Source organism: Shewanella algae (assembly GCF_009183365.2).
Taxonomy (GTDB): Bacteria; Pseudomonadota; Gammaproteobacteria; order Enterobacterales; family Shewanellaceae; genus Shewanella; species Shewanella algae.
Genome location: NZ_CP068230.1, coordinates 2,299,055 through 2,323,628, shown reverse-complemented (window position 1 = coordinate 2,323,628; position 24,574 = coordinate 2,299,055). Strand labels below are relative to the sequence as shown.

Annotated in this window: 16 protein-coding genes; 14 read left to right on the top strand and 2 right to left on the bottom strand. The window is 56.2% G+C overall.

Features of this window, described 5'->3' with window-relative positions:
* Positions 1–171: 171 nt before the first annotated feature.
* The 3 genes from E1N14_RS10335 to E1N14_RS10325 all read left to right on the top strand — a co-directional run bounded on the left by E1N14_RS10335 (position 172) and on the right by E1N14_RS10325 (position 3,168).
* Entirely contained in the window at positions 172–489 is a 318-nt protein-coding gene (locus E1N14_RS10335) for a hypothetical protein (protein WP_025009657.1), read from the top strand.
* A gap of 358 nt (positions 490–847) precedes the next feature.
* Positions 848–1,846: an ABC transporter substrate-binding protein gene (locus E1N14_RS10330; protein ID WP_062793463.1), complete on the top strand. Its 999-nt coding sequence runs from the start codon at positions 848–850 to the stop codon at positions 1,844–1,846.
* The gene (locus E1N14_RS10325; protein WP_025009656.1) at positions 1,843–3,168 is read left to right on the top strand and encodes a GGDEF domain-containing protein; all 1,326 of its coding nucleotides are present in this window, start codon (positions 1,843–1,845) and stop codon (positions 3,166–3,168) included. Before E1N14_RS10330 ends, E1N14_RS10325 begins: the two co-directional genes overlap by 4 nt.
* A gap of 31 nt (positions 3,169–3,199) precedes the next feature.
* Here the strand turns inward: E1N14_RS10325 and msrQ are convergent, their stop codons facing one another.
* Positions 3,200–3,814: a protein-methionine-sulfoxide reductase heme-binding subunit MsrQ gene (gene msrQ / locus E1N14_RS10320; RefSeq protein WP_025009655.1), complete on the bottom strand. Its 615-nt coding sequence runs from the start codon at positions 3,812–3,814 to the stop codon at positions 3,200–3,202.
* On the bottom strand, positions 3,811–4,806 hold the full coding sequence (gene msrP / locus E1N14_RS10315) for a protein-methionine-sulfoxide reductase catalytic subunit MsrP (RefSeq protein ID WP_051546883.1): 996 nt from the start codon (positions 4,804–4,806) through the stop codon (positions 3,811–3,813). Before msrP ends, msrQ begins: the two co-directional genes overlap by 4 nt.
* 279 nt (positions 4,807–5,085) lie before the next feature.
* Here msrP and rmuC point away from each other — a divergent pair, with 279 nt between their 5' ends.
* From rmuC to E1N14_RS10260, 11 genes are all read left to right on the top strand, one after another.
* Entirely contained in the window at positions 5,086–6,582 is a 1,497-nt protein-coding gene (gene rmuC, locus E1N14_RS10310) for a DNA recombination protein RmuC (RefSeq protein ID WP_025009653.1), read from the top strand.
* A 123-nt stretch (positions 6,583–6,705) separates the two neighbouring features.
* Positions 6,706–8,580, top strand: coding sequence for a transglycosylase SLT domain-containing protein (locus tag E1N14_RS10305; RefSeq protein WP_037436581.1), 1,875 nt, complete (start codon positions 6,706–6,708; stop codon positions 8,578–8,580).
* Positions 8,581–8,750: 170 nt separating this feature from the next.
* Positions 8,751–9,467, top strand: a complete 717-nt coding sequence (locus tag E1N14_RS10300) for an EAL domain-containing protein (protein WP_025009651.1) — start codon at positions 8,751–8,753, stop codon at positions 9,465–9,467.
* 13 nt (positions 9,468–9,480) lie between these two features.
* Positions 9,481–10,383 carry an AAA family ATPase gene (locus E1N14_RS10295; protein WP_025009650.1) on the top strand — a complete coding sequence of 301 codons (903 nt, stop codon included), beginning with the start codon at positions 9,481–9,483 and terminating at the stop codon, positions 10,381–10,383.
* Complete coding sequence (locus tag E1N14_RS10290) at positions 10,271–11,371, top strand: DUF58 domain-containing protein (protein ID WP_247600878.1); 1,101 nt, start codon at positions 10,271–10,273, stop codon at positions 11,369–11,371. The genes E1N14_RS10295 and E1N14_RS10290 overlap by 113 nt, the downstream gene beginning before the upstream one ends.
* Positions 11,368–13,431 (top strand): transglutaminase TgpA family protein, encoded by a 2,064-nt coding sequence (locus E1N14_RS10285; protein ID WP_062793462.1) that lies wholly within the window; start codon positions 11,368–11,370, stop codon positions 13,429–13,431. The genes E1N14_RS10290 and E1N14_RS10285 overlap by 4 nt, the downstream gene beginning before the upstream one ends.
* A 51-nt stretch (positions 13,432–13,482) precedes the next feature.
* A complete protein-coding gene (gene recC, locus E1N14_RS10280) occupies positions 13,483–17,112 on the top strand; it encodes an exodeoxyribonuclease V subunit gamma (protein WP_025009648.1) in 3,630 nt (1,209 codons plus the stop codon).
* 1 nt (position 17,113) lies between these two features.
* Positions 17,114–20,785, top strand: coding sequence for an exodeoxyribonuclease V subunit beta (gene recB, locus E1N14_RS10275; RefSeq protein WP_062793461.1), 3,672 nt, complete (start codon positions 17,114–17,116; stop codon positions 20,783–20,785).
* Complete coding sequence (gene recD / locus E1N14_RS10270; protein ID WP_081782880.1) at positions 20,782–22,749, top strand: exodeoxyribonuclease V subunit alpha; 1,968 nt, start codon at positions 20,782–20,784, stop codon at positions 22,747–22,749. The genes recB and recD overlap by 4 nt, the downstream gene beginning before the upstream one ends.
* A 197-nt stretch (positions 22,750–22,946) precedes the next feature.
* Positions 22,947–23,957, top strand: coding sequence for a D-alanine--D-alanine ligase (locus E1N14_RS10265; RefSeq protein WP_025009646.1), 1,011 nt, complete (start codon positions 22,947–22,949; stop codon positions 23,955–23,957).
* Between the two features lie 123 nt (positions 23,958–24,080).
* On the top strand, positions 24,081–24,473 hold the full coding sequence (locus tag E1N14_RS10260) for a VOC family protein (protein WP_062793460.1): 393 nt from the start codon (positions 24,081–24,083) through the stop codon (positions 24,471–24,473).
* Positions 24,474–24,574 lie beyond the last annotated feature (101 nt).

Below are 24,574 nucleotides of genomic sequence, written 5' to 3'. Positions count from 1 at the left end.
CTTATCCTGCCACCACAAGTTTCATGATAGCAAAACAGGCATCTCCTACGCTGTGCAGTGAAATGCTTGAGTAAGTTAGGAAATATACTATAAACTACTACAAGTGACAGCTTTACGATCCCTTTATCCTGTCCACTCTTTCGGGCAAAACTTCGTTTTAAGTGAACATACATGACAAAAGATCTCGATTTGCAGAGTGCTATTGCGGCGCTCGATGCATATGGATATGAAAAAAAACACTCAACGGATCTTGAGCAAGCCAGAAACAAACAACAAATGACCCGTTATTTGAAGTCTTTGGACTATAGCCTCAGGCGTCTGAAGCTTCTGCAGGAAGCGGTCAATGAATTGGTCGAAGAAACGCAGAACGACTTGCATAAACAAGAGCAAGTCCAAACCTTCAAGACCAAGGTCATCAATTTATCCCGCGAACTCAATATGTCCTACGATGAAGTATTGGTCTATATGGCCAATCAAGGCGGTAAGTAAGTCCTATAGGGAAGTGAGTTCAGTATCGATTGCAATATAGTTCGATATACCAGAAAGGCGCAGACAATATCTGCGCCTTTCTTTTTACAACAATGATATAAACCCTTTCTGTCCAACAACTATTTATTCCATCTTTTAAATTTCATTCCGTTATTGAAAGTTTCTGGTGCCTAATAAAAAGCAATAAGTATCCGCTCAAATCCCCAACCTATTATTCGTCCGGATTATTCCAAATAATCCCATGAAAACTATGAGGCTTTATAGCGCACCCTCTTGTTTGCACTACACTTAGGTACAAACGGCCCAGTTTGAAAAGATAAGGGCTCAAAGCTGTGACGAATGGAGGGCAGCAACCACTATGGGAAAGATGCTAGTGCCTTTGGCTCTGCTGCTACTCTTGTTTATCTGGCTCAGCGGGCCCAGGCAACCAACCTCCCCTGTTTTACTCAATCAGACCCCGGTTCGCATCGCCGTGTCCACCTCGCTGCTTTCAGCCCCTGTCATCATTGCCGATAAGCTCGAACTCTTTGCCCGCGAAGGCGTCTATGTGGTGCTGCAACCACTTCAAGGTGGCGATCTTTGTTTCGAGGCCCTGCTCTATCACAGGGCGGATCTGGCCACCAGCTCAGAGTCAGTGGTGATGTTCAACAGCTTTGAGCGAACCGACTTTACCGTGCTGGCCAGCTTTGCCGAATCGGATAACGACATTAAGCTGTTAACCCTGAGCCAGAGCGGTATCACTACCCCGGCGCAACTGGATGGCAAACGCGTTGGAGTCGTTGCCGGCAGTGCCAGCGAGTACTTTCTCGATACCATACTGAATATTGCCGGACACCCAGCCTTGGCGCCAGTTCGGGTGGATATCCGCCCGTCTGGCTTGGCACCGGCGCTGTTGGCCGGCGATGTGGATGCGATTTCAGTTTGGGAGCCCTACGGATTTCAGCTGCTCAAGCATCAACCGGGCAAGATAAGCGAGTTCCCCAGCCGGGGGTTATATAGCCTTTCTTTCAATCTCATCAGTCGTAAGGCCGACAACCAAGCGTACTACGAGCATCATGTGCGGATCCTCAAGGCGTTGAAACTCGCCAGTGAATTTATTGTTCTGCACCCGCAGGAAGCCCGTCAACTAGTTGCCGAGTATCTGCACCTGCCAACAGAGGAGGTTGCCGCCCTCTGGCCCGACTACCTGTTCCGTCTGTCGCTGGGTAACAGCCTGCTCAGTAATCTGCAGTCGCAGGCCCGCTGGGCCATGGCCAGCGGCACCATTGAAGCCCAGCAGCTACCGGATTTCAGAAGCGTCATAGATCCCACTGCATTGGATCAGATACAACACATGTCTTTGGTGGAGCAGAAATGAAGCTATCCAGCCGCCTCAATATTCTGGTCATTCTCTGCATCACCCTGACGCTGGTACTGGCGCTGTCACTGCTGCAACAGCGCCATTTTTCCCAGCAGACATTCCAGCAGATGCACAAACTGGTGGAGCTGCAACTGCATCTGGATCTACTGCGCTCCAACTTGTGGCTGCTGCAGCAATACCGGGATACCCGGGCAGTTGAAAATACCCAGCGGGATCTGCTGCGCCTCAACGCCCTCTTGAGTAACACTCAGGTCGATGATGAGCAGCAACAGCAGCTATTGGCCAATTTAAAACGCCAGAGCAACAACATCGGTACCCTGCTGGAGCATTCCCTGCCCAAGCTGTCGCTGATAGCAGATGATCAGTTGGTCAGCAGCATGTTGCTGTCCAGATACAATATGAGCATTCAATCCATGAGCGAAGATCTGTTTCGCTTTCAACATTACACCATGGACAGAGCTCGTATGCTGCAGCTCAGTCATCTCTATCTCAACGGCGCCCTGCTGCTGGCCATTGCCCTGTTGGTGACAGGCTTTACCCTGCATACTCTGAGGCGTTTTCGGCGCCATTTGGGCAGTTTGAAACGCGGCATTCGCGATCTGGCCAAAGGCGATCTTCACAGCCGTATCAGGTTGGAACAACAGGATGAACTCTCGGAGCTGGCCAATGAATTCAACAATATGAAACAGGCATTGATGGAAACTACAGCCCGAAAGGAGCAGTTACAGCTGGAAGTGGAGGCGCAAACCCGTCAGTTGCAGCAGCAACAGGATAGATTAAGATATTTGGCGGATCATGACGATCTCACCGGCGCACTCAATCGCGGTGCCGCCACCACCGAGCTGGAAAACGCCATAGTACGTTGCCAACGTCAACAGCTTAAAGCGGCGCTGCTGTTTATCGATCTGGATAAATTCAAACCCATCAACGACAACTTTGGCCACAGCGCCGGTGACGCAGTGCTGGTGGAAATCGCCAAAAGGCTGCGAGAGACCTTAAGACGCTCGGATTTGGTGGCCCGTATCGGCGGCGATGAATTTATCATCTGGCTGGAGCCGATAAATAGCCGCGAAGAAGTCTGTGCCGTATTGGAAAAGATTCATGCCTTGGGTGCCGATATCCCCTGGCAAGGGCAACAACTGCAAGTCGGCCTGAGTACCGGCATCAGTCTCTATCCCGAGCATGGCGACACCCTGGCCGAACTCATCGGCGCTGCCGACAGTGCCATGTATCAGGCCAAGCAGGCACTACCTCAGGCTTCCATGGACCTGGCACTAAAGAAGCGCTACAGCTTTGCCTCACCCAGTGCCGATGCCTGACTATGCTTGCCCGGCCACACACGCCTGAACTTCAAACTGCCGGCCAGAGGCGCCTAAACCAGTTGAATCTCGGCAGTCTTATCGCCAACAACAGCAACATGGCAGCAAGGTAAAGACTGGGCTCAATGATTTCAGACTTCACCGACCAGTAATAATGCACAGGTACCAACAGGGCAATGGCATAAATACTGTAGTGCAGTTGCTGCCAGCGTCGCCCCATCCGGCGCTGCATTGCCTTGAACGAGGTCAGCGCCAGCGCAGCAAGCAACAACCAAGCGCTGGCCCCCACCAAAATATAGGGACGCTTGATAATTTCACTGAGTAGCAGCTCCCAGGCAAACAGCAGATCCAGGCTGAAATAGCTGAGAATATGCAAGCAGGCCCAGGCGAATACCCAGAGTCCGAGCAAACGCCGGGTCTGCATCAACAACCCCAGTTTGAATTTTCTGGCAACTGGCGATACCAACAAGGTGGCCACCAAGGCGTTGAGTGCCCCTTTGCCGGTGAAATGGATAATATATTGCACAGGATCGCCACCGGCACTGTCTGTCACCACTTGCAGAGCCAAATAAAGCAGTGGCAAGCCGGCCGCCAGATGCAGCAACGCCTTTAACCAAGGCAGTAGCTTGGGGTCTAAGCGCATCAATAATATTTCCTTAAATCCAGATCCCGGTAAAGATGGGCTACTTGCTCGCCATAACCGTTGAACATCTGGGTCGGGATCCGTTTGGCAGAGAAGATCCCACCTTCGGCAATCCGCCGCTCTGTCGCCTGTGACCAACGCGGGTGATCCACCTTGGGGTTCACGTTGGCATAAAAACCATATTCATGGGGTGCCAGTTGATTCCAACTGGTCGGTGACTGTTTGTCCAAAAGCCTAATTTTCACGATAGATTTAATGCTCTTGAAACCGTATTTCCAGGGCACCACCAAACGCACGGGAGCCCCATTTTGCGGTGGCAGTGTCTTGCCGTAGAGGCCCACCGACAGGAAGCTTAACTCGTTCATCGCCTCATCGAGTCTTAATCCCTCCACATAGGGATAATGAATGCCGCCGCCCATCAAGCGATTGCGTTGCCCAGGCATTTGCTCGGGATCAAACAGGGTTTCAAAGGCCACATGAGTCGCAGAGGATTTGACTCCGGCCTTGGCCAGCAAAGCCGCCAGCGGAAAGCCGACCCAGGGGATCACCATGGACCAGGCCTCGACACAACGCAAACGATAGTGGCGCTCCTCAAGGGGAAGCAACTTGAGCAGATCGTCATAGTCCAGCGTCAAAGGGCGCTCGACCTCGCCTTCCACTTTCAGCATCCAGGGATTGACCTTGAGGTCCTGACTGTTTTCGAAGGGATCTTGTTTACCTGTGCCAAACTCGTAAAAGTTGTTATGGCGGATCACCTTGTCAAGGGGTGTCAGGCTCCCCGGTAATTGAAACTCAGGATTGCTGCGATAGTTGAGATTTGAGGTCACAAATGCCTCGCTCTGGCGCTTTTCACCAAAAAGGTCAAACAGGCCTGCCTGAACATGGCCGGGAATACTGGCACCTATGGCGCCGAGCCCCAACGCCTTGACTATGTTGCGCCGATCGCGAAACACGGCTTCCGGCGTGACTTCAGTTGCCGGCAACTCCCAGGGCATTTGCCTGCCGATACCCGGTTTGAATTTTTTATTGCTCACAGAGACCTCTCAATAGCTGCAGTCAATTCAGTTTATAAGACCCAGGCAGACAAAGAAAAATTTCCTGCTGGAATAATTCCTGCGGCTTCATTGGCTGAACCTTGGCTGACAAGGGGTACAAAATGAGCAACTCTTGGCCATTTATCCTGAGTCTGCATGCCCTGGCCCTTGAAGGCCCTGACTCATTCTGCGACTCTATCCGGGTTTTCCGCTCCTCTTTTTGCACTCAAGGGACATGATATGGACTTGGCCACCACAATTTCCGCGCCTCAACTCATTGCCGCCGCAGCCGTATTACTGCTGGGTATCTTGCTTGGCGCCCTCTTTAATCAACGCATGACCCGCGGCCGCTGGCAACAGATCAAAGACCAGTTAGTGCTGCAACATGAACAAAGATGCAGCGAACTCAACGAACAACTCAGCAGCAGCCAGGGAAAAGCCGAATGGCTGGTGTCCCAGCTTGGCAAGGCAGAGGCCATTGCCGAGCGGGTGCCCGACCTTGAACAGCAACTCAAGGATGCTCAGCGCAAGCAGTTGGAAACTCAGCTTAACCTGTCAAAGTCCAATGCCATGCAGCAGACAATCAGCGCCCGCTTCGACGCCGAGCAACAGGCGCTCAACGATAAGATTGAACTGCTTGAACGCAGTGAAGCCCGCCTGAAAGAGCAATTTGAAAACCTGGCCAACAAAATTTTTGAAGACAGAAGCGAAAGGCTAAAATCCCAAAATCTATCGCAGCTGGATGGTGTTCTTGGGCCGCTGAAGCAACAACTCGAAGGATTTAGAAGACAGATTCATGAATCCTATTCACAGGAGCGGAGTGAACGTTCCTCACTGAAACACCAGCTGGAAGATCTCAAGCAGCTCAACCTGCGCATGAGCCAGGATGCGGTCAACCTCACCAAGGCGCTCAAAGGCGACAACAAGCAGCAAGGCAACTGGGGGGAAGTGATCCTGGAGCGGGTGCTGCAGGAAAGTGGCCTCAGACAAGGGCACGAGTATGACGTGCAGCAGGATCTGAAAAATGATGCCGGCAAGCGCTTTAAACCCGATGTCATCGTCCACCTGCCGGCCAACAAGGATGTAGTGATAGATGCCAAGATGTCACTGCTAGCCTATGAGCGCTACTACAATGCCGAAACCGATGAAGAGCGCTCCTTGGCGCTGCGTGAACATATCAACTCTATCCGCGGTCATATCAAAGGCCTGAGTCAAAAGGACTACCAGCAACTGCACGGCATCAAGAGCCTGGATTATGTGCTGATGTTTATTCCGGTGGAACCCGCCTTCCTGCTGGCACTGGAACAAGAGCCGCAGTTGGTTAATTTTGCGCTCGAAAACAACATCATGCTCGTCAGCCCAACCAATCTTTTGGTGGCACTGCGCACCATCAATAACATCTGGCGCTACGAGTATCAGAACCAACATGCACAGAGGATCGCCAGGCAAGCCGGAAAAATTTACGATAAACTCTGTGGCTATCTGGAAGATATGGACAAACTCGGGCGCGCGCTGGACAATGCACAGAAGTGTTTCAACGGCGCCATGAATAAGCTGGCTACCGGCAGGGGTAACCTTGTCCGCCAGGCTCACCAGATGCAACAGTTGGGCGTTGAAACCAGTAAACAACTGGATAAACAGTTGCTTGAAAAAGCGATGACAGAGACTTCCTTGCCGACAGACCAGGAGGTTGATGCCATAGAGGATACAGAGCCGGACAGCGAACTGGCTTCCTGAGCTCAACCCCGCTCTCAAGTGAACCAGGCCATCAACAAGGAGTTTTAGATGCGCAGAGCCTTGACCCGAATCGCCCTCGCCGGCAGCGTTGCCTTGAGTGCATTGACAGTATCCACTCCCTGGATGCTGTTTCCCGGGATAGGCCATGCGGCCAAGGCACCTGCCGCTTTGGAGCAACAACGCCAAAGCTACCTAAAGGCCAGAGAAGCGCTGGATAAGGGCCAACTTGAGGAGTATCGCAAGCTCAGGGCCCAACTCAAGGATTACCCACTCAATATCTATCTGGATTTTCACGCCGAGCTGGATGACATAATGGCGCTTTCTGGCTCAAAGGCGCTAAAGGCACTGGACAAGTTTGAGCATTCACCCTTGCACGCCAGTGCCCGCCACAGGTACCTGGTGCAAGCCGGTGCCGACAAACGCTGGCAAGACTTTCTGGCCATTTCCCCGGAACTTCCCCGAGCCACAGAGCTGCAATGCTATTTTTACAGGGCCAAGCTTGGCCAGGGTGAGACTCAGGTCGCCTGGGATGGCGCTCGCCAACTCTGGCTCTATGGTCGCTCCCGTCCCAAGGAGTGCGATCCCCTGTTCAATGCCTGGAGCAAGGCCGGGCACCGCACTCAGGAATTGATTTGGTCGCGGATGATGCTGGCCTTTGATGCCGGCCAAAGCGGCCTGTTGCAGTATCTGGGGCGTAAAGTGACTCAGCACCAGAGCCAGGCCAAGCTGCTGCAGGCGGTATACAAAGATCCCAATCGCCTCAGGCACATGAATCAGTTTGATGGCGATGCCCCCATCTACAGCGATATAGTGTCCGCCGGGCTTAAGCGCTTGGCCCGCAAAGATCTGCGTCAGGCAGTTCGCCTGTACGTCAAGTATGAAAAGGCCGGCAGATTCAGCGACTTCCAAGGGCGACAACTCAACCGTTATCTGGTCAGGCGAGCGCTTATCGTCGAGGACGAGGGGCTGAGAGATCATATCGACACCATGCTGCCACTGCTCAAGGCCGACGATCTGACCGAGCGCCGTCTGCGCTGGGCTATTGCCGAGCAAAATGACGCCGATATCCGCCGTTTTCTGCCGCTGCTCAGCGACGAAGGCCGCAACGATGCCCGCTGGCGCTACTGGCACCTGAGGGTCAATGGCCGGGACGATACCATGCTCGAAGCGCTCAGCAAAGAGCGTAATTTCTATGGTTTCTGGGCCGCCGCCGAACTCGGTGTCGCCCCCAACCTGGCGCATGTGCCGACTCAATCCCAGGCGCAAATGCAGGCAAGACTCGCCGATGACAAGGCGCTGGCGCGGGTATCTGAACTGCTGGCACTGGATAAACTGGTCGATGCCCGCATCGAATGGAGCCAAATGCTCGCCCGCCACAACAAGCAGATGCGCGCCCAGTACGGCGTCTACGCTCAGCAGCAAGGTTGGGACGCGCTGGCGGTTGAAGCCAGTATTCAGGCTAGGCTATGGAATGATATGGAGATGCGCTTTCCCTATGCAGCAGACCCTTTCTTTACCCGGGCAGGCAAAGACTTCAAGGTCAATGTCAATGAAATTCGAGCAATCTCCCGCCGCGAAAGCGCCTTCTACCCTTATGCGACTTCGTCAGTGGGCGCCAGAGGCCTGATGCAGCTGATGCCGGCCACCGCCAAGCAAACCGCAAAAGAGTTCAAACTGGCGTTCAACGGCAGTCGCAGTCTGTACGACCCGGCCATCAATGTGCCACTCGGTAGCGCCTACTACACCAAGCTACTGGAACAGTTTGACAACAACCGGGTGCTGGCCGTTGCCGCTTACAATGCTGGCCCTCACAGGGTAAAGCGTTGGTTGAAGCAGAGCGATGGCAAACTGGATGTGATGAGCTTTATCGAAACCATCCCCTTCAGTGAAACCCGCTCCTATGTGCAGGCCGTATTCACCTACCGGCAGATTTATGAGCTGCGTCAACAACAGGCGCTGCCACAATTCAGTGAAACAGAGCTTGGCCGCCGCTATTGAAGCGGCGGTGAATTGGCACTGAGTCAATTTCCCAACGCTTTGATATTAAAGCGCTTGTTCCTCGCTGTATTTTTCAGCGCTCGGTACTTTAGTGGGGTAAATGGGCTTGTTATCCCACGGCTATAATGGGAATAATTAGCATTCATTTAGCTAACTCCGTTGATGACTGCATGGATCTTTCTCCTCCGCGGCACATTGCCTGCGAATATCAGCCACTTGTTTGCCCCCGGACCCTGACCATTCAGGGCTATGAGGCCCTGGCCCGCTTTTACAATCAAGAGGGAAAGGCGCTGGCGCCCAATCTGGTATTCGACTGGCTGCACAGAGACAGCCGCGCCCTGGCGGCGGTAGAACTGCAAGCCAAGCTGTTGCAACTCAATCAGGCGCCTAAAACGCCAAGGCTGCACCTGAATCTGGATCCCCACGCGCTGGACAGCGCCAACTGTCAATGCATGATGCAGGCGCTGGACAAATATCAGCAGCAAACCGGAGGCTTGACGGTAGAGCTGATAGAAAACACCTGTGTCAATGACGCCGATAAAGCCCAGGCACTACTCAAGGAACTGCACCGCCGCGGGATTACCGTGGCACTCGATGATGTCGGTGCTCCCCATGCCATGGTGTCGCTGCAACTGCTGACTGCCATCGACTGCATCAAGCTCGACCGTCACTGGCTGAGTGCCATCAAGGCACCGCTCATGGCTAAGCTTTTGGAAAATCTGCTTAATTTTGCCAAGTCCTGCCAAAAAATAACTATACTCGAAGGAATTGAAACCGAGCAGCACCTGTCTCAGGCACTGGCTTTGGATGTGGATTTAGTGCAAGGTTTCTATTTCAGACCTCAGTTCATCCAGACGGAGCCGGAACTGATTTCAGTGACCATCTAACAAGGAAGCCAATGTGTCCAAGAGCCAGATAACCCAGGTACTGCAGCAACTCGAGCAAGTTTTGATAGGCAAGCCCAGGGTAATACGGCTGGCACTGGCCTGTTTACTGGCCCGCGGCCACCTGCTGATTGAAGATCTGCCGGGCATGGGCAAAACCAGTTTATCCCACGCACTGGCGCAAACCTTAGGCTTGAGTTATCAGCGGGTTCAGTTTACCAGCGACATGCTGCCGGCGGATATTCTCGGGGTTTCCATCTTCGATAAGCAGCAATCTGAGTTTGTATTCCACCCCGGCCCCATCTTCAAACAGATGGTGCTGGCCGACGAAATCAACCGCGCCAGCCCCAAGACCCAGAGTGCCTTACTCGAGGCGATGGCAGAGCGGCAGATCACTGTCGACGGTGTGACCCACAGGCTGCCGCATCCTTTTTTTGTGGTCGCCACCCAAAACCCCACCGACCAATCAGGCACCTTTCCACTGCCGGAATCCCAGCTGGACCGCTTTATGATGCGCCTCTCCATTGGTTATCCCAACCAGGACGCCGAGTTGGCCATGCTCAAAGGGCAAGAGCGCACTCAGCCCCTGCCCCAGTGTCTGAGTGCGCTCGAGCTGGATCAACTGCAGCAGGAGTGCGAGCAGGTGGCCGCTTCCGACGCCCTGCTTAACTATATTCTGGCGCTGGTGGAAGCTTCCCGCAGCCAAAACGAAGGCTATGGCCTTTCCCCCAGAGCCACCAAGGCGCTGCTGGCGGCTGCCAAGGCCTGGGCCTATATCCAGGGGCGTCAATATCTGGTGCCCGAAGATGTGCAAGCTGTGTTTGGCGCCGTTGCCGAGCACCGCCTGCGGCATTCGAGCCAACTTCAGGGCGAGCAGTTATCGGCCAAGTTACTCGGCACCATTAATCCCATTCGGTAACAATGAGATGGCCTCTGTGACCTCCCTCTTCTCTGCCCGGTTCAACCGCTGGTTGTCAAGGCGTATTCCCGCCGCCAAAGAGCAACGTTTGAGCCACAGAAGCATCTTTATTCTTCCCAGCGGCTTCGGCGTTATCTGGCTGGCGCTGGTACTGCTGCTGTTTCTGTTCGGCACCAACTATCAAAACAACCTGGTGATCGGCCTGGCCATAGTATTGGCCAGCGTGTTTCACACCTGCATCATTCACAGTTACCGCAACCTGGCGGGACTGAGACTCAGTGCCCGTAAGCCTCCCCAAGCCTACGCCGGCGACAGCCTCTCCTTCCCTGTGACCGTCAGCGCCGACAGAAGCCTTTTTCGGCTCGGTTTCAGCTACCCGGGAGAGCGGCAAGTCTTTGTCTCCTGTGTCGATAACCAGGAGCAGACGGCTTTAGTGCCCATGCAGCCAAGGCCCAGGGGCCTTTGGCATCCAGGCCGGCTCAAGGTGGAGTCCTGCTACCCTCTGGGGCTCTGCCGCGCCTGGTCTCATCTGGATCTCGACACCAGTCAATGGGTGTTTCCAGCGCCTGTGGTCAGCACACCTAAACTGGGGCGCAGTGAACACGTCCCCGAATCCCAAGACAGTGGCGAGTGGCTCAGCGGCGTCGATGAATACGCCGGTCTTAAGAGCTATGTCCCGGGCGAATCGCTCAAACAGGTGGCCTGGAAACAGTGGGCTCAGGGCCGAGGCATGCTCAGCAAGGAGTTTGCCGAGCCTCAGGGGGCGCCCTTGTGGCTGGAGCTTGATAGCAAGTTAACCGGCGATGAGTTGGAAAAGCGCCTGGGTGAGCTGAGTTATCAGGTCAATCAACTGGCCCATTCAGGCCAAACCTGGGGGCTTAAGTTAGCGGGCAGGACCATAGCGCCTTCTCAAGGCGGAGCTCAGCGTCAGGAATGCCTCAAAGCCCTGGCGCTCTATCCTGGTAAGGCTGAAGGTACCGGCCGATGAAAGCCGCTCGCTTGAAAGCCGCGCTCAAGGAGACCTCGGAGGAGATCATCGCCCGCCGCACCTTGCTTTGGCTGCTGATCACCAATCTGGCAGTGCTGGCGCCGCTTGCAGGCAAAATCACCTTGGGAACCCTGGGGATCTGCGCCATCTGTTTTGTCTGGCGCTTGGGGATCTATCTTGGCAAGGTCGCCAGGCCCCCCAGAGTGCTGGTGACTGTGCTGGCCATTGCTGCGGCGCTGACGTTGGCGCTGGTGAGTCGCGAACTTGGCCTGCTCAATGCCCTGGTCAACTTGTTGATCCTCGGCTATTCCCTCAAATATATCGAAATGCGCAGTCGCCGCGATGTCAAAGCCGTGGTACTGGTGGGCTACTTTCTTATCGCCCTCACCTTTATCGACCATCAGCAGATGCTCGACACCCTGCAACTCTCGCTGGTGGCGGCGCTCAACACCTGTGTGTTGGCAAGCCTCTACCACGAACAGGCCTCGTTCAATCGCCAGATCAAGCTAACCCTGGTGCTGCTGGCACAGAGTCTGCCGCTGGCACTGCTGCTTTTTGTAGTGCTGCCGCGTTTCAGTCCGCTTTGGATGGTGCCGCAGATGAAAAGCAGTACCACAGGTCTGTCCGATGAGCTGAGCTTTGGTGATATCTCGCGCCTGACCAAATCCAACGAGCTGGCATTTCGCGCCAGTTTCAAGGGCCAGATACCGGCTCCGGAAGACAGGTATTGGCGCGCACTGGTATTGGAAGAATATGACGGCAAACGCTGGCAGCAGTCACGGGGAATAAAGGCGCTGCAGCAAGACAGCTTTATCATGAATCGCCGCCCCGAACCCGGCGCCCCCAAAGGGCCTTTTATCGATTACAGCATCATAGCCGAGCCGAGCGGCCAGCATTGGCTGTTCGGCTTGGATCTCGCCTACAGCATGGATCCGCGCCTGGTGAATCTGCCGGACTTTCGCCTCTATGCCATAAGGCCGGTAGAACAAAGGTTGCAATACCGGGTGATGAGCTATCCGGATGCCCCCCTGGATAACCGCTTGAGAGCGCCGCTGCGGCAGCTTAATCTGAGCCTCCCCGATGAAATCAACCCCCGCAGCCGCAAACTTGCCGCCGATTTTGCCCGCCGTTACCCGCAAGCCGAGCAGCGCTTGACGGCCATGATGCAGTATTTCAACAGCCAGCCCTTTTTCTACACCCTGACGCCCCCACCGGTGGGGCCGCAGCAACTGGACGACTTTTTGTTTGAAAATCGCGCCGGTTTCTGTGTTCACTACGCCTCGGCATTCACCTTCATGGCCAGAGCCACCGGCTTGCCCGCCCGCATTGTCACCGGTTATCAGGGCGGCGAATACAACCCGCAGGCCGGTTATCTCAGCGTGTATCAATATATGGCCCACGCCTGGAGTGAAGTCTATCTCGAAGGCAAAGGTTGGGTACGTTACGACCCCACCGCCATGATAGCGCCCGAACGAATTGAGCAGGGTTTCGACTCCCTGTTCAGCCCGGAAGAAAGCTATCTTTCCGAACTGCCGTTTGCCGGGGTGCGGGCCAGCGACTGGTACAACAGCCTGAGACTCAGGCTCGCCAGCCTGGATTACTACTGGAGCGTCTGGGTACTGGGTTTTGACAACGCGCGCCAGCAAGAAGTGCTCTCCAAACTGCTGGGGGAAGTGAGTATCGGCCGCCTGGCAGCCTTGGTCCTCGGGGTGATGGCCCTTACCTTTATCGTCATTTTGTTCACCACTGGCCTGCTGCGGCTTAAAAGAGGCCCTGACAGCATTAACCGTCACTATCTCAAGGTATGCCGCCAGGCTGCCAGGCTCGGGCTGCCAAGGCCGGCTTCCCTGGGGCCAGTGGATTACGCCGCGGCGCTTGTTGCACGCTGGCCGGCGCTGACAGAGGAGATAGAAAGTTGGACCTCACTCTATATTCAACTCAAGTATCAAGACGCTTCCAAGGAGTCGGCGATATATAAACGCCGCTTTATCCGCCAGTCCCGCGCTTTATGGTTCAAACTGCTGAAACAAGATTTGCAACCCGATAAATCAAGCACCTAGAATAGAGCACCAAAGCAATAAACGGCCCAAAGCCAGGTAACCCTGCTGCCTATGTTTACTCTTATCCAGTCCAACAAGATGGAATTGCTGTCGGCCACCCTGGCAGACCGGCTTCGCGATGGCGTCCCCGGCATGTCGCCGCTTAGCTGTGAGCAAATTCTGGTGCAAAGCCCCGGCATGTCCACCTGGCTCCGCCTGGAGTTGGCGCGCCACAACGGCGTGGCAGCAGCGCAGGAGTTTCCGCTGCCGTCCAGCTTTATCTGGCAGCTCTGTTATCTGCTGCTCGATGACGTGCCCAAGGAAAATCCCTTTACCAAGGCGGCGATGACCTGGAAACTGATGGCGCTGTTGCCCTCCCTTCTGGATAGAGACAATTTTGCACCGCTCAGACATTATCTGGGCGACGATGTCGAGCTCAAACTGTTTCAACTCAGCGGCCGTATCGCCGATATTTTCGATCAATATCTGGTATACCGTCCGGAATGGATCCTCGGCTGGGAGCAAAATGAATCTCCGCTGGAGATAGCGCCGCAGCACGCCTGGCAACCCGAGCTTTGGCGCGAGTTGGTGCGTTACAACAATCAGGAGTTGCAACAGAGCCATTACCACAGGGCCAATCTGCACCAGGCGCTGATAGAAACGCTGACAGGCGGCAACGATCATGCCTTGGAAGGCCTGCCGCCCAGATTGTTCGTGTTCGGGATCTCCTCGATGGCGCCGCAAACACTGGATGTACTCTATGCGCTCGCCAGTCGCATCGAGGTAGTGATGCTGAGCCTCAGCCCCTGTCGTCACTATTGGGGCGATATCATAGAGCCCAGGGCGCGGGCGCGAATGGCGCTGGCTTTTGAGGGCAAGAAACAGTTGCCCGAGCTCTGGGAAGACAAGCTGGAAGTGGGCAATCCCATTCTGGCCAATAACGGCCGTCTCGGCCGCGAGCTGCTGGATATGGTGCTGGAGCTGCCCCCTGAGCGGCTGGAACTGGAAGAGCTGTTTCACCCCGGCAACACAAATACCCTGCTCGGCGGCATTCAAAATGACATTCTGGAGATGGAAACCTTAGGCGAGCCTCTGGGGCCGGATGTCAGCAAATACCTGAATATCGCCCGGCGCAGGCCCTTGGCCGCCACCGACGACTCCATCACCCTGCGAAGCTGCCACAGTCCGCTGCGGGAAGTGGAAACCTTGCACGATCATCTGCTGCATCGCCTGCGCAGCAACCCTTCGCTGGCCGCCAAGGACATCATGGTGATGCTGCCCGACGTGGCCGCCTACGCCCCCTATATCGATGCGGTGTTTTCCGCCAAGAGCGGCGATCATTACATCCCCTATGCCATAGCCGATCGCGGCGCGGCTCAGGAATCCCCCTTAATTGCCGGTTTTCTCAACCTGTTGGCGCTGGACAAGAGCCGCTTTGGCCTGACAGACATCATCAGTATTCTCGAAGTGCCCGCTGTGCTGGCCCGCTTTGGCATAGCCCAGGAGGAGCTGGAGCAGCTCAAGGGCTGGCTCAAGGCCGCCGGTATTCGCTGGGGCCGCGACAGTCACAACCGCGAAGAGCTGGGCTTGCCCGGGTTTGACAAACACTCCTGGGCCTTTGGGATCCGCCGCATGCTGCTGGGCTATGCCCTGGGCGATGATGCCGAGCTGTATCAGGGCGATCTGCCGCTGGCCGGTATTGAAGGTCAGTCGGCGCAGGCGCTCGGCAAGCTGTTGAATTTTATTGAAGCGCTCGATGACTTCAGGGAAGAGCTCAAGCAGCAAACCCCGCCGGAAGAGCGGGTGGCGCAGCTTAACGCCCTGCTCGATGCCTTTTATCTGGCCCAGGAAGACGATGCCAGGGAAGAGATCAACAACATTCGCCAGGCCATAGACAGATTCGCCGAAGAGCTGCGACTGTCGGGCTTTAGCGGGGTATTGCCGCTGACAGTGGTTTGGCAATGGTTCAACTCAACCTTGAGTGAGTCCAGGGTCGGTCAGCGTTATCTCGCCGGCAGCGTCAACTTCTGTACCCTGATGCCGATGCGATCCATCCCCTTCCGTCAGGTGTGTTTGCTGGGAATGAATGATGGCGTCTACCCCAGGGTGCAACATCCTGTGGGGTTCGATCTCACCGCCCATGAAAAGCCAAGACGCGGCGACCGCTCAAGACGCCTGGATGACAGATACCTGTTTCTCGAAGCCTTGCTGTCGGCCCGGGATCAGCTCTATATCAGTTACATAGGCCACAGCGAGCGCGATAACAGTGAACGTATTCCCTCCATGCTGGTATCGGAATTGCTGGAATACATTCAGCTGTGTTATCGCCCGGACGAGGCGCAATTTACGCCGCCCACAGTGCCCACAGATGCCGATGAGATAGCCGCCCTTGGCGATCTGGCGGCCGATGCGCTGATGCAGCGCCTCATCATTCAGCAACCGCTGCAGCCCTTCGATGCCCGGCTCTACAGTGACAGCGAGCTGCCCGGCAGTTTTGCAACCCAGTGGTGCCCCCGGGAGATGTTTGCCGCCCAAAGCCCGGCGCCTTTTATTGAACATGAGCTGGGCGAGGAAACCGCCCTCAAGGAGCCGGAGCTTGAACTCTCGGCGCTGATCCGCTTTTTCCGCAACCCGGCGCAGTATTTCTGCCAGCGGGTGCTGCAGCTGGACTTGAGACTGGATATCGACAGTCAGGACAATGATGAGCCCTTTGAGCTCAACGCCCTGCAACGTTATCAGCTGCAGCTGCTGATGATGCAGGATGCGCTGGAAGACGAGCGCGGAGAGCTGGATGAAACCCTGCTCGACAAGCTCAAGGCCGAAGGTCTGCTGCCGATGGCGCCGTTTGACGATCTGCTGCTGGATCAATACCGCCGCGATATCGCCCCGGCGGTGGAGCGTACCCGTTTTCTTCGCGCCGAATTGCCCAAGCCGGATGCCGTTGAAATAGCCCTCAAGCTCGAGGTCAATGGCCGCGAGCTGTTGCTCTGTGGCCGCATCGAAGACTGCTACCCCAAGGGGCTGGTCAACTTAAGGCCGGGTACCACCAAGCCCAAGGACCTGTTGAGCCTCTATATTCGCCATCTGTGCCTCAATGCCAGCGGCATTCACAGACACAGCTATCTGCTGGATGCAGGTCACTTCCACGCCATGGCACCGCTCAAGGCCGAGTCCGCCAAGGCCCTGCTGGGTCAGCTGGCCGCCTTGTTCGAACTGGGGCAGCATAGGCCGCTGCCCTTTATGGCGCAAACCTCCATGGCGTACTTCAGCGCCGAGGTAGAAGATGGATTGCCCATTGACACTGAACATCAGCTGCGGCTTGCTGAGGCCGAGAGCGCCTGGTTGGATGATGCCGGGTTCGGTGACGGCCAGGATCCCCATAACGCCCGCCTGTTCCGCTTTCCGGATGACTTTGGTTTAACCCTTGATGACAACGCCTATGCTGCCACGGCGGCAGATTTTGGACTCAAAGCTGGTGAACCTAAGTTAAGTGAAGATGAGTTGAGTGAAGATGAGTTGAGTGAAGATGAGTTTACGCTGAGCAACATGAGTGCGGGGTTGCCGGACGGTTGGCAACTCAGACTCCAGCAGAGCCTGAGTTTCCCGGCGTTGGCCCAGGGGATTTTGGCGCCGCTTATCAGCCTTTACCACAAAGACAAACTGGCCGCCCTGGCCGATTTTACCCAGATGGGGCAGGAATAATATGCAAGCACTGGAGCCATTGAGTTTACCGCTGAGCGGCCGGCGCCTGATTGAGGCCAGTGCCGGGACCGGCAAGACCTACACCATTTCCGGCCTCTATCTGCGCTTATTGCTGGGTGATTTTGAGCGCCCGGGCCTTAGCTGTGAGCAGATCCTGGTGGTCACCTTTACCAACGCCGCCACCGAAGAGCTGCGCGACAGGATACGCAAAAGGATCCGCAGCTGTTATCAGCGCTTTATCGGCTTAAGCGTCAAAGACGATTTTATCGAGCAGCTTTATCAGCGCTGCCCGCCAACGCAGCGTGCAACCGCCCTCAAGCAGCTGGATCTGGCGCTCAAGAGCCTGGATGAAGCCGCCATTTTTACCATTCACGGCTTTTGCCAGCGGATCCTCTCGGATATGGCCTTTGAGTCGGCGCTGCTGTTCGAGTCGGAATTTACCCTGGATGACAGCGAATATCTGCGCCAGAGTGTGCGCGATTTCTGGCGTCATGTCTGCTATCGGCTGCCAACAGCGCTGGCGACCGCGATAGCCGCCCATTACGCCACTCCGGATGCGCTGGGGCGCGAATTGAGACCACTGCTCGGCGCCAGTCAAGCGAGCGCCAACCGCGACCCGGGGAAATTCGACCAATATGCCGAGCAGTTGCAGACCCAGCTCGCAAGGCTGCGACTGAGCTGGCCAAGAGAAAGGGACGCCACCGAGGCCCTGCTCCACAGCCTGCCGCTCAACGGCACCAGCTATGGCAAGCAGGCCGATGGCTACCCCAAGCTCACGGCCATGCTGGAGCAGATGGACAACTGGGCCAAGTATCATCAGGGGCTGCCGACCCCGAAACTCCTGGACAGCCTGGCTCTCGGGTCACTGAAACTGAGAAAAGGCGGCGAAATCCCTACAGCACAACAAGCGCCGCTACTGGCGCAGATAGAAGCGCTCAGAGACAGCGTAGACTCGCTTATTCCGGCATTTCTCTATCAGGCAAGAGCCCAGATAGCCGAGCGTTTTGCCGAGCTCAAGGCCGAGCGCAACTTGCTGAGCCCGGACGATCTGTTGCTGACCCTGGCCAAGGCCATAGGCGGACTGACCCAGACGGCGCCGGATAGCGGCCTTGCCATAGGTGAGCAGCTCAAGCAGGAAATAGGCAAACGCTTCCCGGTGGCGCTTATCGACGAATTTCAGGATACGGATCCGCTGCAGTTTGCAATTTTCTCCGGCATCTACCCGGCGCAATTGCCACAGCAGGATGCGGATGCCGGCGCCCAGCCTGAACCCAAGCCCGAGCCTGAACCCAAGCCTGAGTCAAGTCGCACGCTGTTGATGATAGGCGATCCCAAGCAGGCGATTTACGCCTTTCGCGGCGCCGATATCTATACCTATATTGAGGCCAGGCGCAATACCGCCGATCACTATAATCTGGACACCAACTACCGCTCGGCCTGTAACATGATTGCAGCGGTCAACCGCCTGTTTGCCGGTCGCAACGACCCTTTTATCAGCGACGCCATCCCGTTCGAGCCGGTCAAGGCCAATGACGCTGGCAGCAAACAGCTACTCGCGCCCGGCGCAGACTCGGCGGCGCTGCAGCTCAGGCTGCTCAAGGAAGATCCGGACAAGGGCCTCAACAAGACCCAGGCCCGTAAACTGCTGGCCGAAGATACTGCAGCCGAAATCGTGCGTCTGCTCAATGCCGCCAACCGTGGTGAGTGCCGCCTCACCGGCAGTGAGCAGCCGCTGCGCGCCCGGGATATCGCCATTTTGGTGCGCGACAGAAACGAAGCCGCCGTCATGCAACAAGCGCTCAATAGTCGCCAGATTGGCGCCGTATTCCTCAGCCGCGACTCGGTAATGGTCACTGAGGAAGCGCGGGAAATCGCCCTTATCCTCAAGGCGCTCGCCAGCCCCAGGGATGAACGGGCGATTCGCTCGGCACTGGCCTGCCGCTTGCTGGGCTTCAGCGCCAATAAGATCCATGAGTTCAACCAATCTGAGACACTGCGCGCCGAGGTGCTCGATACCTTCATGTCGCTGCATGAGCTCTGGAGCCGCCGCGGCATCATGCCGGCGCTGCTCAATCTCGCTGATCACTGGCAGCTGCTGGAACGGCTCGGCCGAGAGGCCAACGCCGAGCGGCGTCTCACCGATTTTCGTCATCTGGCGGAACTGCTGCAGCAAAAATCTACCGAGCTCGAAGGCATGAGCGCCCTGGTCAACTGGTTTGAGCAGGAACTGCTCTCCGGCCAGAGCCGTGAAGAGCAGCAACTGAGGCTCGCCAGTGAGCAAAACCTGGTGCAGATAGTCACCATCCACAAGAGTAAGGGGCTGGAATATCCTGTGTGCTTCATCCCCTTTGTCAGCCTGGCCCGCGACGGCAGTCGCCGCCCCTCGCCCATGCTGTACCACAAAGACAATCAATTAGTCTGGGATCTGGACGCCAGTGACGAAGGCTGGGAAGCCTGTAAACGCGAGACGCTGGCCGAAGATCTGCGCCTCTTGTATGTGGCGCTGACCCGGCCCATATATCGCTGTTATCTGGGGCTGGCCAATCACTGCCGCATGAACAAGACGGGCATCAACAGCTTTTTGAAAGACACAACCATAGGCTATCTGCTCGGCATTGAAGACAAGGACTGTGACGGCGATAGGTTGCAAAGCGCCGCCGCATCCCTTGTTTGCGAGGCCATCTCCTTGACCGAAATAGGCGATGCAGACCCAAGTCGCCTTCAAGGCACTGAAAACCACTCCCAAAGCCCACTTTGTGCCCAGGTGCCGGCGGCGCGTCAAGGCGCGCCCTGGCGGGTTGGCAGCTATTCCGGCTTGGTCAAACATCTGCCCCACGAGCGGGTGTTGCCGGGCGCCGGTGATGAGGAGTTTGAAATCGAGCCTGCCTCTGTCTATGAACCGCAGGATGTCTTGCAGGCCAACCGCTTCAGCTTCGCGCGCGGCGCCAATGCCGGTTCTTTTATGCACCTGGTACTGGAGAAAATCGACTTTACCCAGGCCGAAGAGGAACTCTTGCTGCATCTGCCCCAGGCGATGCAGCAGTATGGCATCGACAGCGATTGGCAAGATGTGCTTTATAACTGGTATCGGGATCTGCTTAACGCCGACATCGCTCTGCCCCAGGGGCAGAGTCTGCGTCTGGGCGACCTCAGCAAGCGCCAAAAGCTGGTGGAGATGGAGTTTTATCTGCCCCTTGGCGGCGATACCCAGCTTATCGATACCGAACTCAGCCGCTTGCTGGCCAAACACGGCTATGGCGGTGAGCTGCGCTTCGATGCCTTCAAGGGCATGCTCAAGGGGTTTATCGATCTCACCTTTGAATATCAGGGCCGTTTCTATATTGCCGATTATAAATCCAACCATTTGGGGGACGATTTCAGCGATTACCGCCAGGACAAGATGGCCGCCGCCATCAGCGAGCACAGATACGATCTCCAGTACCTGCTCTACAGCCTGGCGCTGCACAGATATCTGAGCCTCAAACTGCCGGACTATTGTTATCAAAGCCATTTCGGCGGCTGCTGTTATCTGTTTCTACGGGGCATGTCCGCGGCCCATCCCGGCGCCGGGGTGTTTGTGGACAGGCCGGATGAAGCGGTGATCCTGGCCCTGGATGCCTTACTCAAGGGCGAGTCGCCCTCGAGCGCCCCTCAGTTGGAGTTGAGTCTATGACAGATAGCCCATCAATACTGCAAAGCAGCCAAGCTGTTACTGCGCTGCTCAAGCAATGGGAAGAGCAGCGGCTGCTGACGGCGCTCGACCGCCACTTTGCGCTGCAGATGGCCGCCATTCACCGGGAGCCATCGCCGCTGTTTCTGCTGCTGTGCGCCCTGCTGAGCCGCCAATTATCATCGCAGCACGCCTGCCTGCCTCTGGGGAGCATAGCGTTTGATAATCCGCTGGCAGAGTCCCACCCCAGTGTGCGCCTCAATACCGACCCGGCAAGCCTTGAGTTGGCGGTGGCCAATTTTGCCGCCGTCGGCGCCCCGGGTGAAGACAAACCCTTGATCCTCGACGCTGGCCGCCTCTACCTCAAACGCTATTATGATTTTGAGTGCCGGGTCGCCCGGCGCCTCACCGCCATGGCAGCAACTGAATACCCCGCCACCGACGAGGTGCGACGCGCGCTGGATTGCCTGTTTTTGCCGCCCGCCAGCCATACTGGCCAAGCGACTGATGGTGAAACTCAAACTAATAATGAAAATTCCGGCAAACGCGATTGGCAAAAAGTCGCCACCGCCACCGCCTATTGTCGCCAATTGGCGGTGATCACCGGCGGCCCGGGCACAGGCAAGACCACCACAGTCACCAAGCTACTGATGCTCCTGTGTCTCGGCAGTGAGATGAACATACGTCTGGTGGCCCCCACGGGTAAGGCGGCTGCGCGCCTGACCGAATCGATAAAGGCCTCAAAACAGCGCCTGGCAAAAGAGCTTATGCCCTTTGCCGCCGAGCTTGACCTTGGTGCCATAGACAAGATCCCGGAAGAGGCCGCCACTGTGCATCGACTGCTGGGGGTGATCCCCGGCTCGCACAAATTCCGTCATCACCAAGACAACCCGCTGCATCTGGATCTGCTGATTGTCGATGAGGCCTCCATGGTGGACTTGCCTATGATGGACCGGCTGCTCGATGCCCTGCCCGCCAATGCCAGGTTGATACTGCTCGGGGATCAGGATCAGCTGGCCTCTGTGGAAGCCGGCGCCGTGCTCGCCGATATCTGCGCCGGTCTGCGCCACCAGCAGGACTGGCGCATGCGTTACAGCGCCGAGTTTGCCGCAACACTGACAAGGCTCACCGGCTTTGACCTCAGCGATTGCGTCAATCTCGCCCCCGGCATAGGCAATAATCTTTGTATGCTGCGTCACAGCCACAGATTCCGCGGCGATGCCGGCATAGGCGTGCTGGCCAAGGCGGTCAACCTCAGTGATGGCGCCGCGATAACTGATGCCTGGAATGGCGGCTATCAGGAGCTTGAGTGGCTGGAAATCGGTAAACAGCAGCAGGGGCTGGCTCAGCTTCTCAGCCAGGCCTGTGAGCACTACCGCGACTATTTGGAAGTGGTGCACAGGCCGGACATCGGCGCCGATGAGATCATCGCCCGTTACAACCGCTTTCGACTGCTGTGCGCCACCCGTGGCGGCGATTTCGGTGTCGAGGGGATCAATCGGCAACTGACGCAAGTGCTGAAACAGGCCGGATTGATCGCCCCGCAGCAGGAGTTTTATCCGGGCCGGCCGCTGATCATCCAAAGCAACGATTACAACCTGGGGCTGTTTAACGGCGATATCGGCGTTATTCTGCCCGACCGAGACAGCAACAGGCTACTGGCGCACTTTATTCAGGCCGATGGCAGTGTGCTCAAGGTGTTGCCGGCGCGTCTCCCCGGCCACGAGACCTGTTTTGCGATGACAGTGCACAAGTCCCAGGGCAGTGAATTTGATTCTGTGGCTTTGGTGTTGCCACCAAACCCGAGTCCGGCGCAGCTGCAACTGCTCACCAAGGAGCTGATCTACACCGCCATTACCCGCGCCAAACAGCATTTTTGCTGCCTGGGCAACAGCTCAGTGTTTGACGGCGCCTGTCGTCGCCTCACTCGCCGGGCCTCGGGGCTGGCCGATAGGCTGTGGCAGTGATTGTGGCAGAGATTATGGCTGTAACCGGGACGATAGCGAAAACAGCAACCGGGCCAGATGCCATACGGCCCCGTTTCGCTCTGGCGGCAAAATAACCAGATGAGAGCCTGCGTCAGCTGCCGTTATACTCAAGGCCTGTCTAAGCAGGCATAATATCGGCCAAGGTTATTTATCAGGCCGCTCAGTCAGGAGAATTCATGAGCAAAACCCATATCTTGTTACTCTGTGGCGGCGGGGCCGCCGAGCACAGTATCTCTTTGATGTCGGCTGACTATATCGAAAGTTGCCTGGCAAATATTCCCGACATGGAAGTGCTCAGGTTGGAGCTGGACGCCGCCGGCCACTACCACACCAAGCAGGGCCAGGTTTGCGAGCTGACCAATCGCCGTGAAGTGCGCTTCGATGAGGCCGAGCCCAGCTGGCCGGTGGACTATGTGATCCCCTGCATTCACGGCTATCCGGGTGAGACCGGCGATATTCAGTCCTATTTCAATCTGATCAACCTGCCCTACTTTGGCTGCGGCTCCGAACCCAGCAGCAACTGCTTCAACAAGGTCACGGCCAAGATGTGGTTCAGTGCGCTCGGTATCCCCAATACCCCTTATCTGTTTCTCAGTGAAGCCGGTGAAGCGGCCAACAGCCGCTGCCGTGATGCCTTGAGTGAATGGGGCTCACTGTTTATCAAGGCGGCATCCCAGGGGTCATCCGTCGGCTGCTACCGGGTGGACAACGGCGATGATATCCCCTCGGTGCTGGAGCAGGCCTTCAGTTACTCCCCCTACGTGGTGGTGGAAAAGACCATCAAAGCCAGGGAGCTGGAAGTGGCCGTATATGAATACCAGGGTGAAGTGATTGCCACAGTGCCGGGTGAAATCATCTGCGCCAACAACACCTTTTACAGCTTCGATGAGAAGTATGATGCCAAGAGCAAGGCGGTGACCAAGGTCGAGGCCGAATTGAGCCAAGCGCAAATCGATACCATACGCGATTATGCCATTCGTGCCTTTAAGGGCATGAAGCTGTCCCACCTGTCGCGTATCGACTTCTTCCTTACCGATGAAGGCGAGATACTGCTCAACGAGATCAATACCTTCCCGGGCATGACGCCCATCTCCATGTTCCCCAAGATGCTCAGCAACAATGGCCATGATGTCAGCGAGTGGTTGGTGAGTAACATAAGACGCCAGCTGAGCGAACCGCTCAAGTAAAGCCCCCGTCCTGAGCCAAGCACCAACCGGACTGAAACAAACGCAAAACCACACCCGCCACTCGCGCGGGTGTTCTTTATCCTGCTAAGCTGACAATAGGTGTGACGGCATGCAGGAGAGCTTATGTTCAGTGCGATAGATATAGATCATCTGGTGTTGATCTGCAGCAGTCTGGAAACCAGCGAAGCATTCTACACCCAGGTGCTGGGGGCTCGTTTCGAGCGGCGGCTCGACTCCCCTTGCCTGCTACAACTGAGATTCGGCAGCGCCCTTATCGATCTGGTGCCAAGAAGCGATCAACCTTTAGGCCTTAATATGGCGCACTTCTGCCTCAATATTGCCGCCAAGGATGAAGCCTCAGTGCTGCAACACCTGGAGCAACACGGCGTGCACCACGAAGGCTTTTCGGAAAAATATGGCGCCCGGGGTTACAGCCGCTCTATCTATATTTACGATCCGGACGGCAATCAAGTGGAGCTTAAACTGCTGAGTCGGCAACAGGAGAGCGGCCAATAAGGCGTTGCTTAATCATGGATTTTTAATGGCGATTTAACAGATAAAAAAGCGCGCCGGGAAAGTTCGGCGCGCTTTGTCATGAAGCAATAGGCTCTGCCCAG

What these genes read in the sequence shown, in the direction of transcription:
- recC (WP_025009648.1), top strand. Translation starts at nt 13,483, where the DNA reads ATGTTTACTCTTATCCAGTCCAACAAGATGGAATTGCTGTCGGCCACC.
- E1N14_RS10335 (WP_025009657.1), top strand. Translation starts at nt 172, where the DNA reads ATGACAAAAGATCTCGATTTGCAGAGTGCTATTGCGGCGCTCGATGCA.
- E1N14_RS10305 (WP_037436581.1), top strand. Translation starts at nt 6,706, where the DNA reads ATGCTGTTTCCCGGGATAGGCCATGCGGCCAAGGCACCTGCCGCTTTG.
- E1N14_RS10290 (WP_247600878.1), top strand. Translation starts at nt 10,271, where the DNA reads ATGTGCAAGCTGTGTTTGGCGCCGTTGCCGAGCACCGCCTGCGGCATT.
- recD (WP_081782880.1), top strand. Translation starts at nt 20,782, where the DNA reads ATGACAGATAGCCCATCAATACTGCAAAGCAGCCAAGCTGTTACTGCG.
- E1N14_RS10330 (WP_062793463.1), top strand. Translation starts at nt 848, where the DNA reads ATGGGAAAGATGCTAGTGCCTTTGGCTCTGCTGCTACTCTTGTTTATC.
- E1N14_RS10285 (WP_062793462.1), top strand. Translation starts at nt 11,368, where the DNA reads ATGAAAGCCGCTCGCTTGAAAGCCGCGCTCAAGGAGACCTCGGAGGAG.
- msrP (WP_051546883.1), bottom strand. Translation starts at nt 4,806, where the DNA reads ATGCCCTGGGAGTTGCCGGCAACTGAAGTCACGCCGGAAGCCGTGTTT.
- recB (WP_062793461.1), top strand. Translation starts at nt 17,114, where the DNA reads ATGCAAGCACTGGAGCCATTGAGTTTACCGCTGAGCGGCCGGCGCCTG.
- rmuC (WP_025009653.1), top strand. Translation starts at nt 5,086, where the DNA reads ATGGACTTGGCCACCACAATTTCCGCGCCTCAACTCATTGCCGCCGCA.
- E1N14_RS10325 (WP_025009656.1), top strand. Translation starts at nt 1,843, where the DNA reads ATGAAGCTATCCAGCCGCCTCAATATTCTGGTCATTCTCTGCATCACC.
- E1N14_RS10300 (WP_025009651.1), top strand. Translation starts at nt 8,751, where the DNA reads ATGGATCTTTCTCCTCCGCGGCACATTGCCTGCGAATATCAGCCACTT.
- E1N14_RS10260 (WP_062793460.1), top strand. Translation starts at nt 24,081, where the DNA reads ATGTTCAGTGCGATAGATATAGATCATCTGGTGTTGATCTGCAGCAGT.
- E1N14_RS10265 (WP_025009646.1), top strand. Translation starts at nt 22,947, where the DNA reads ATGAGCAAAACCCATATCTTGTTACTCTGTGGCGGCGGGGCCGCCGAG.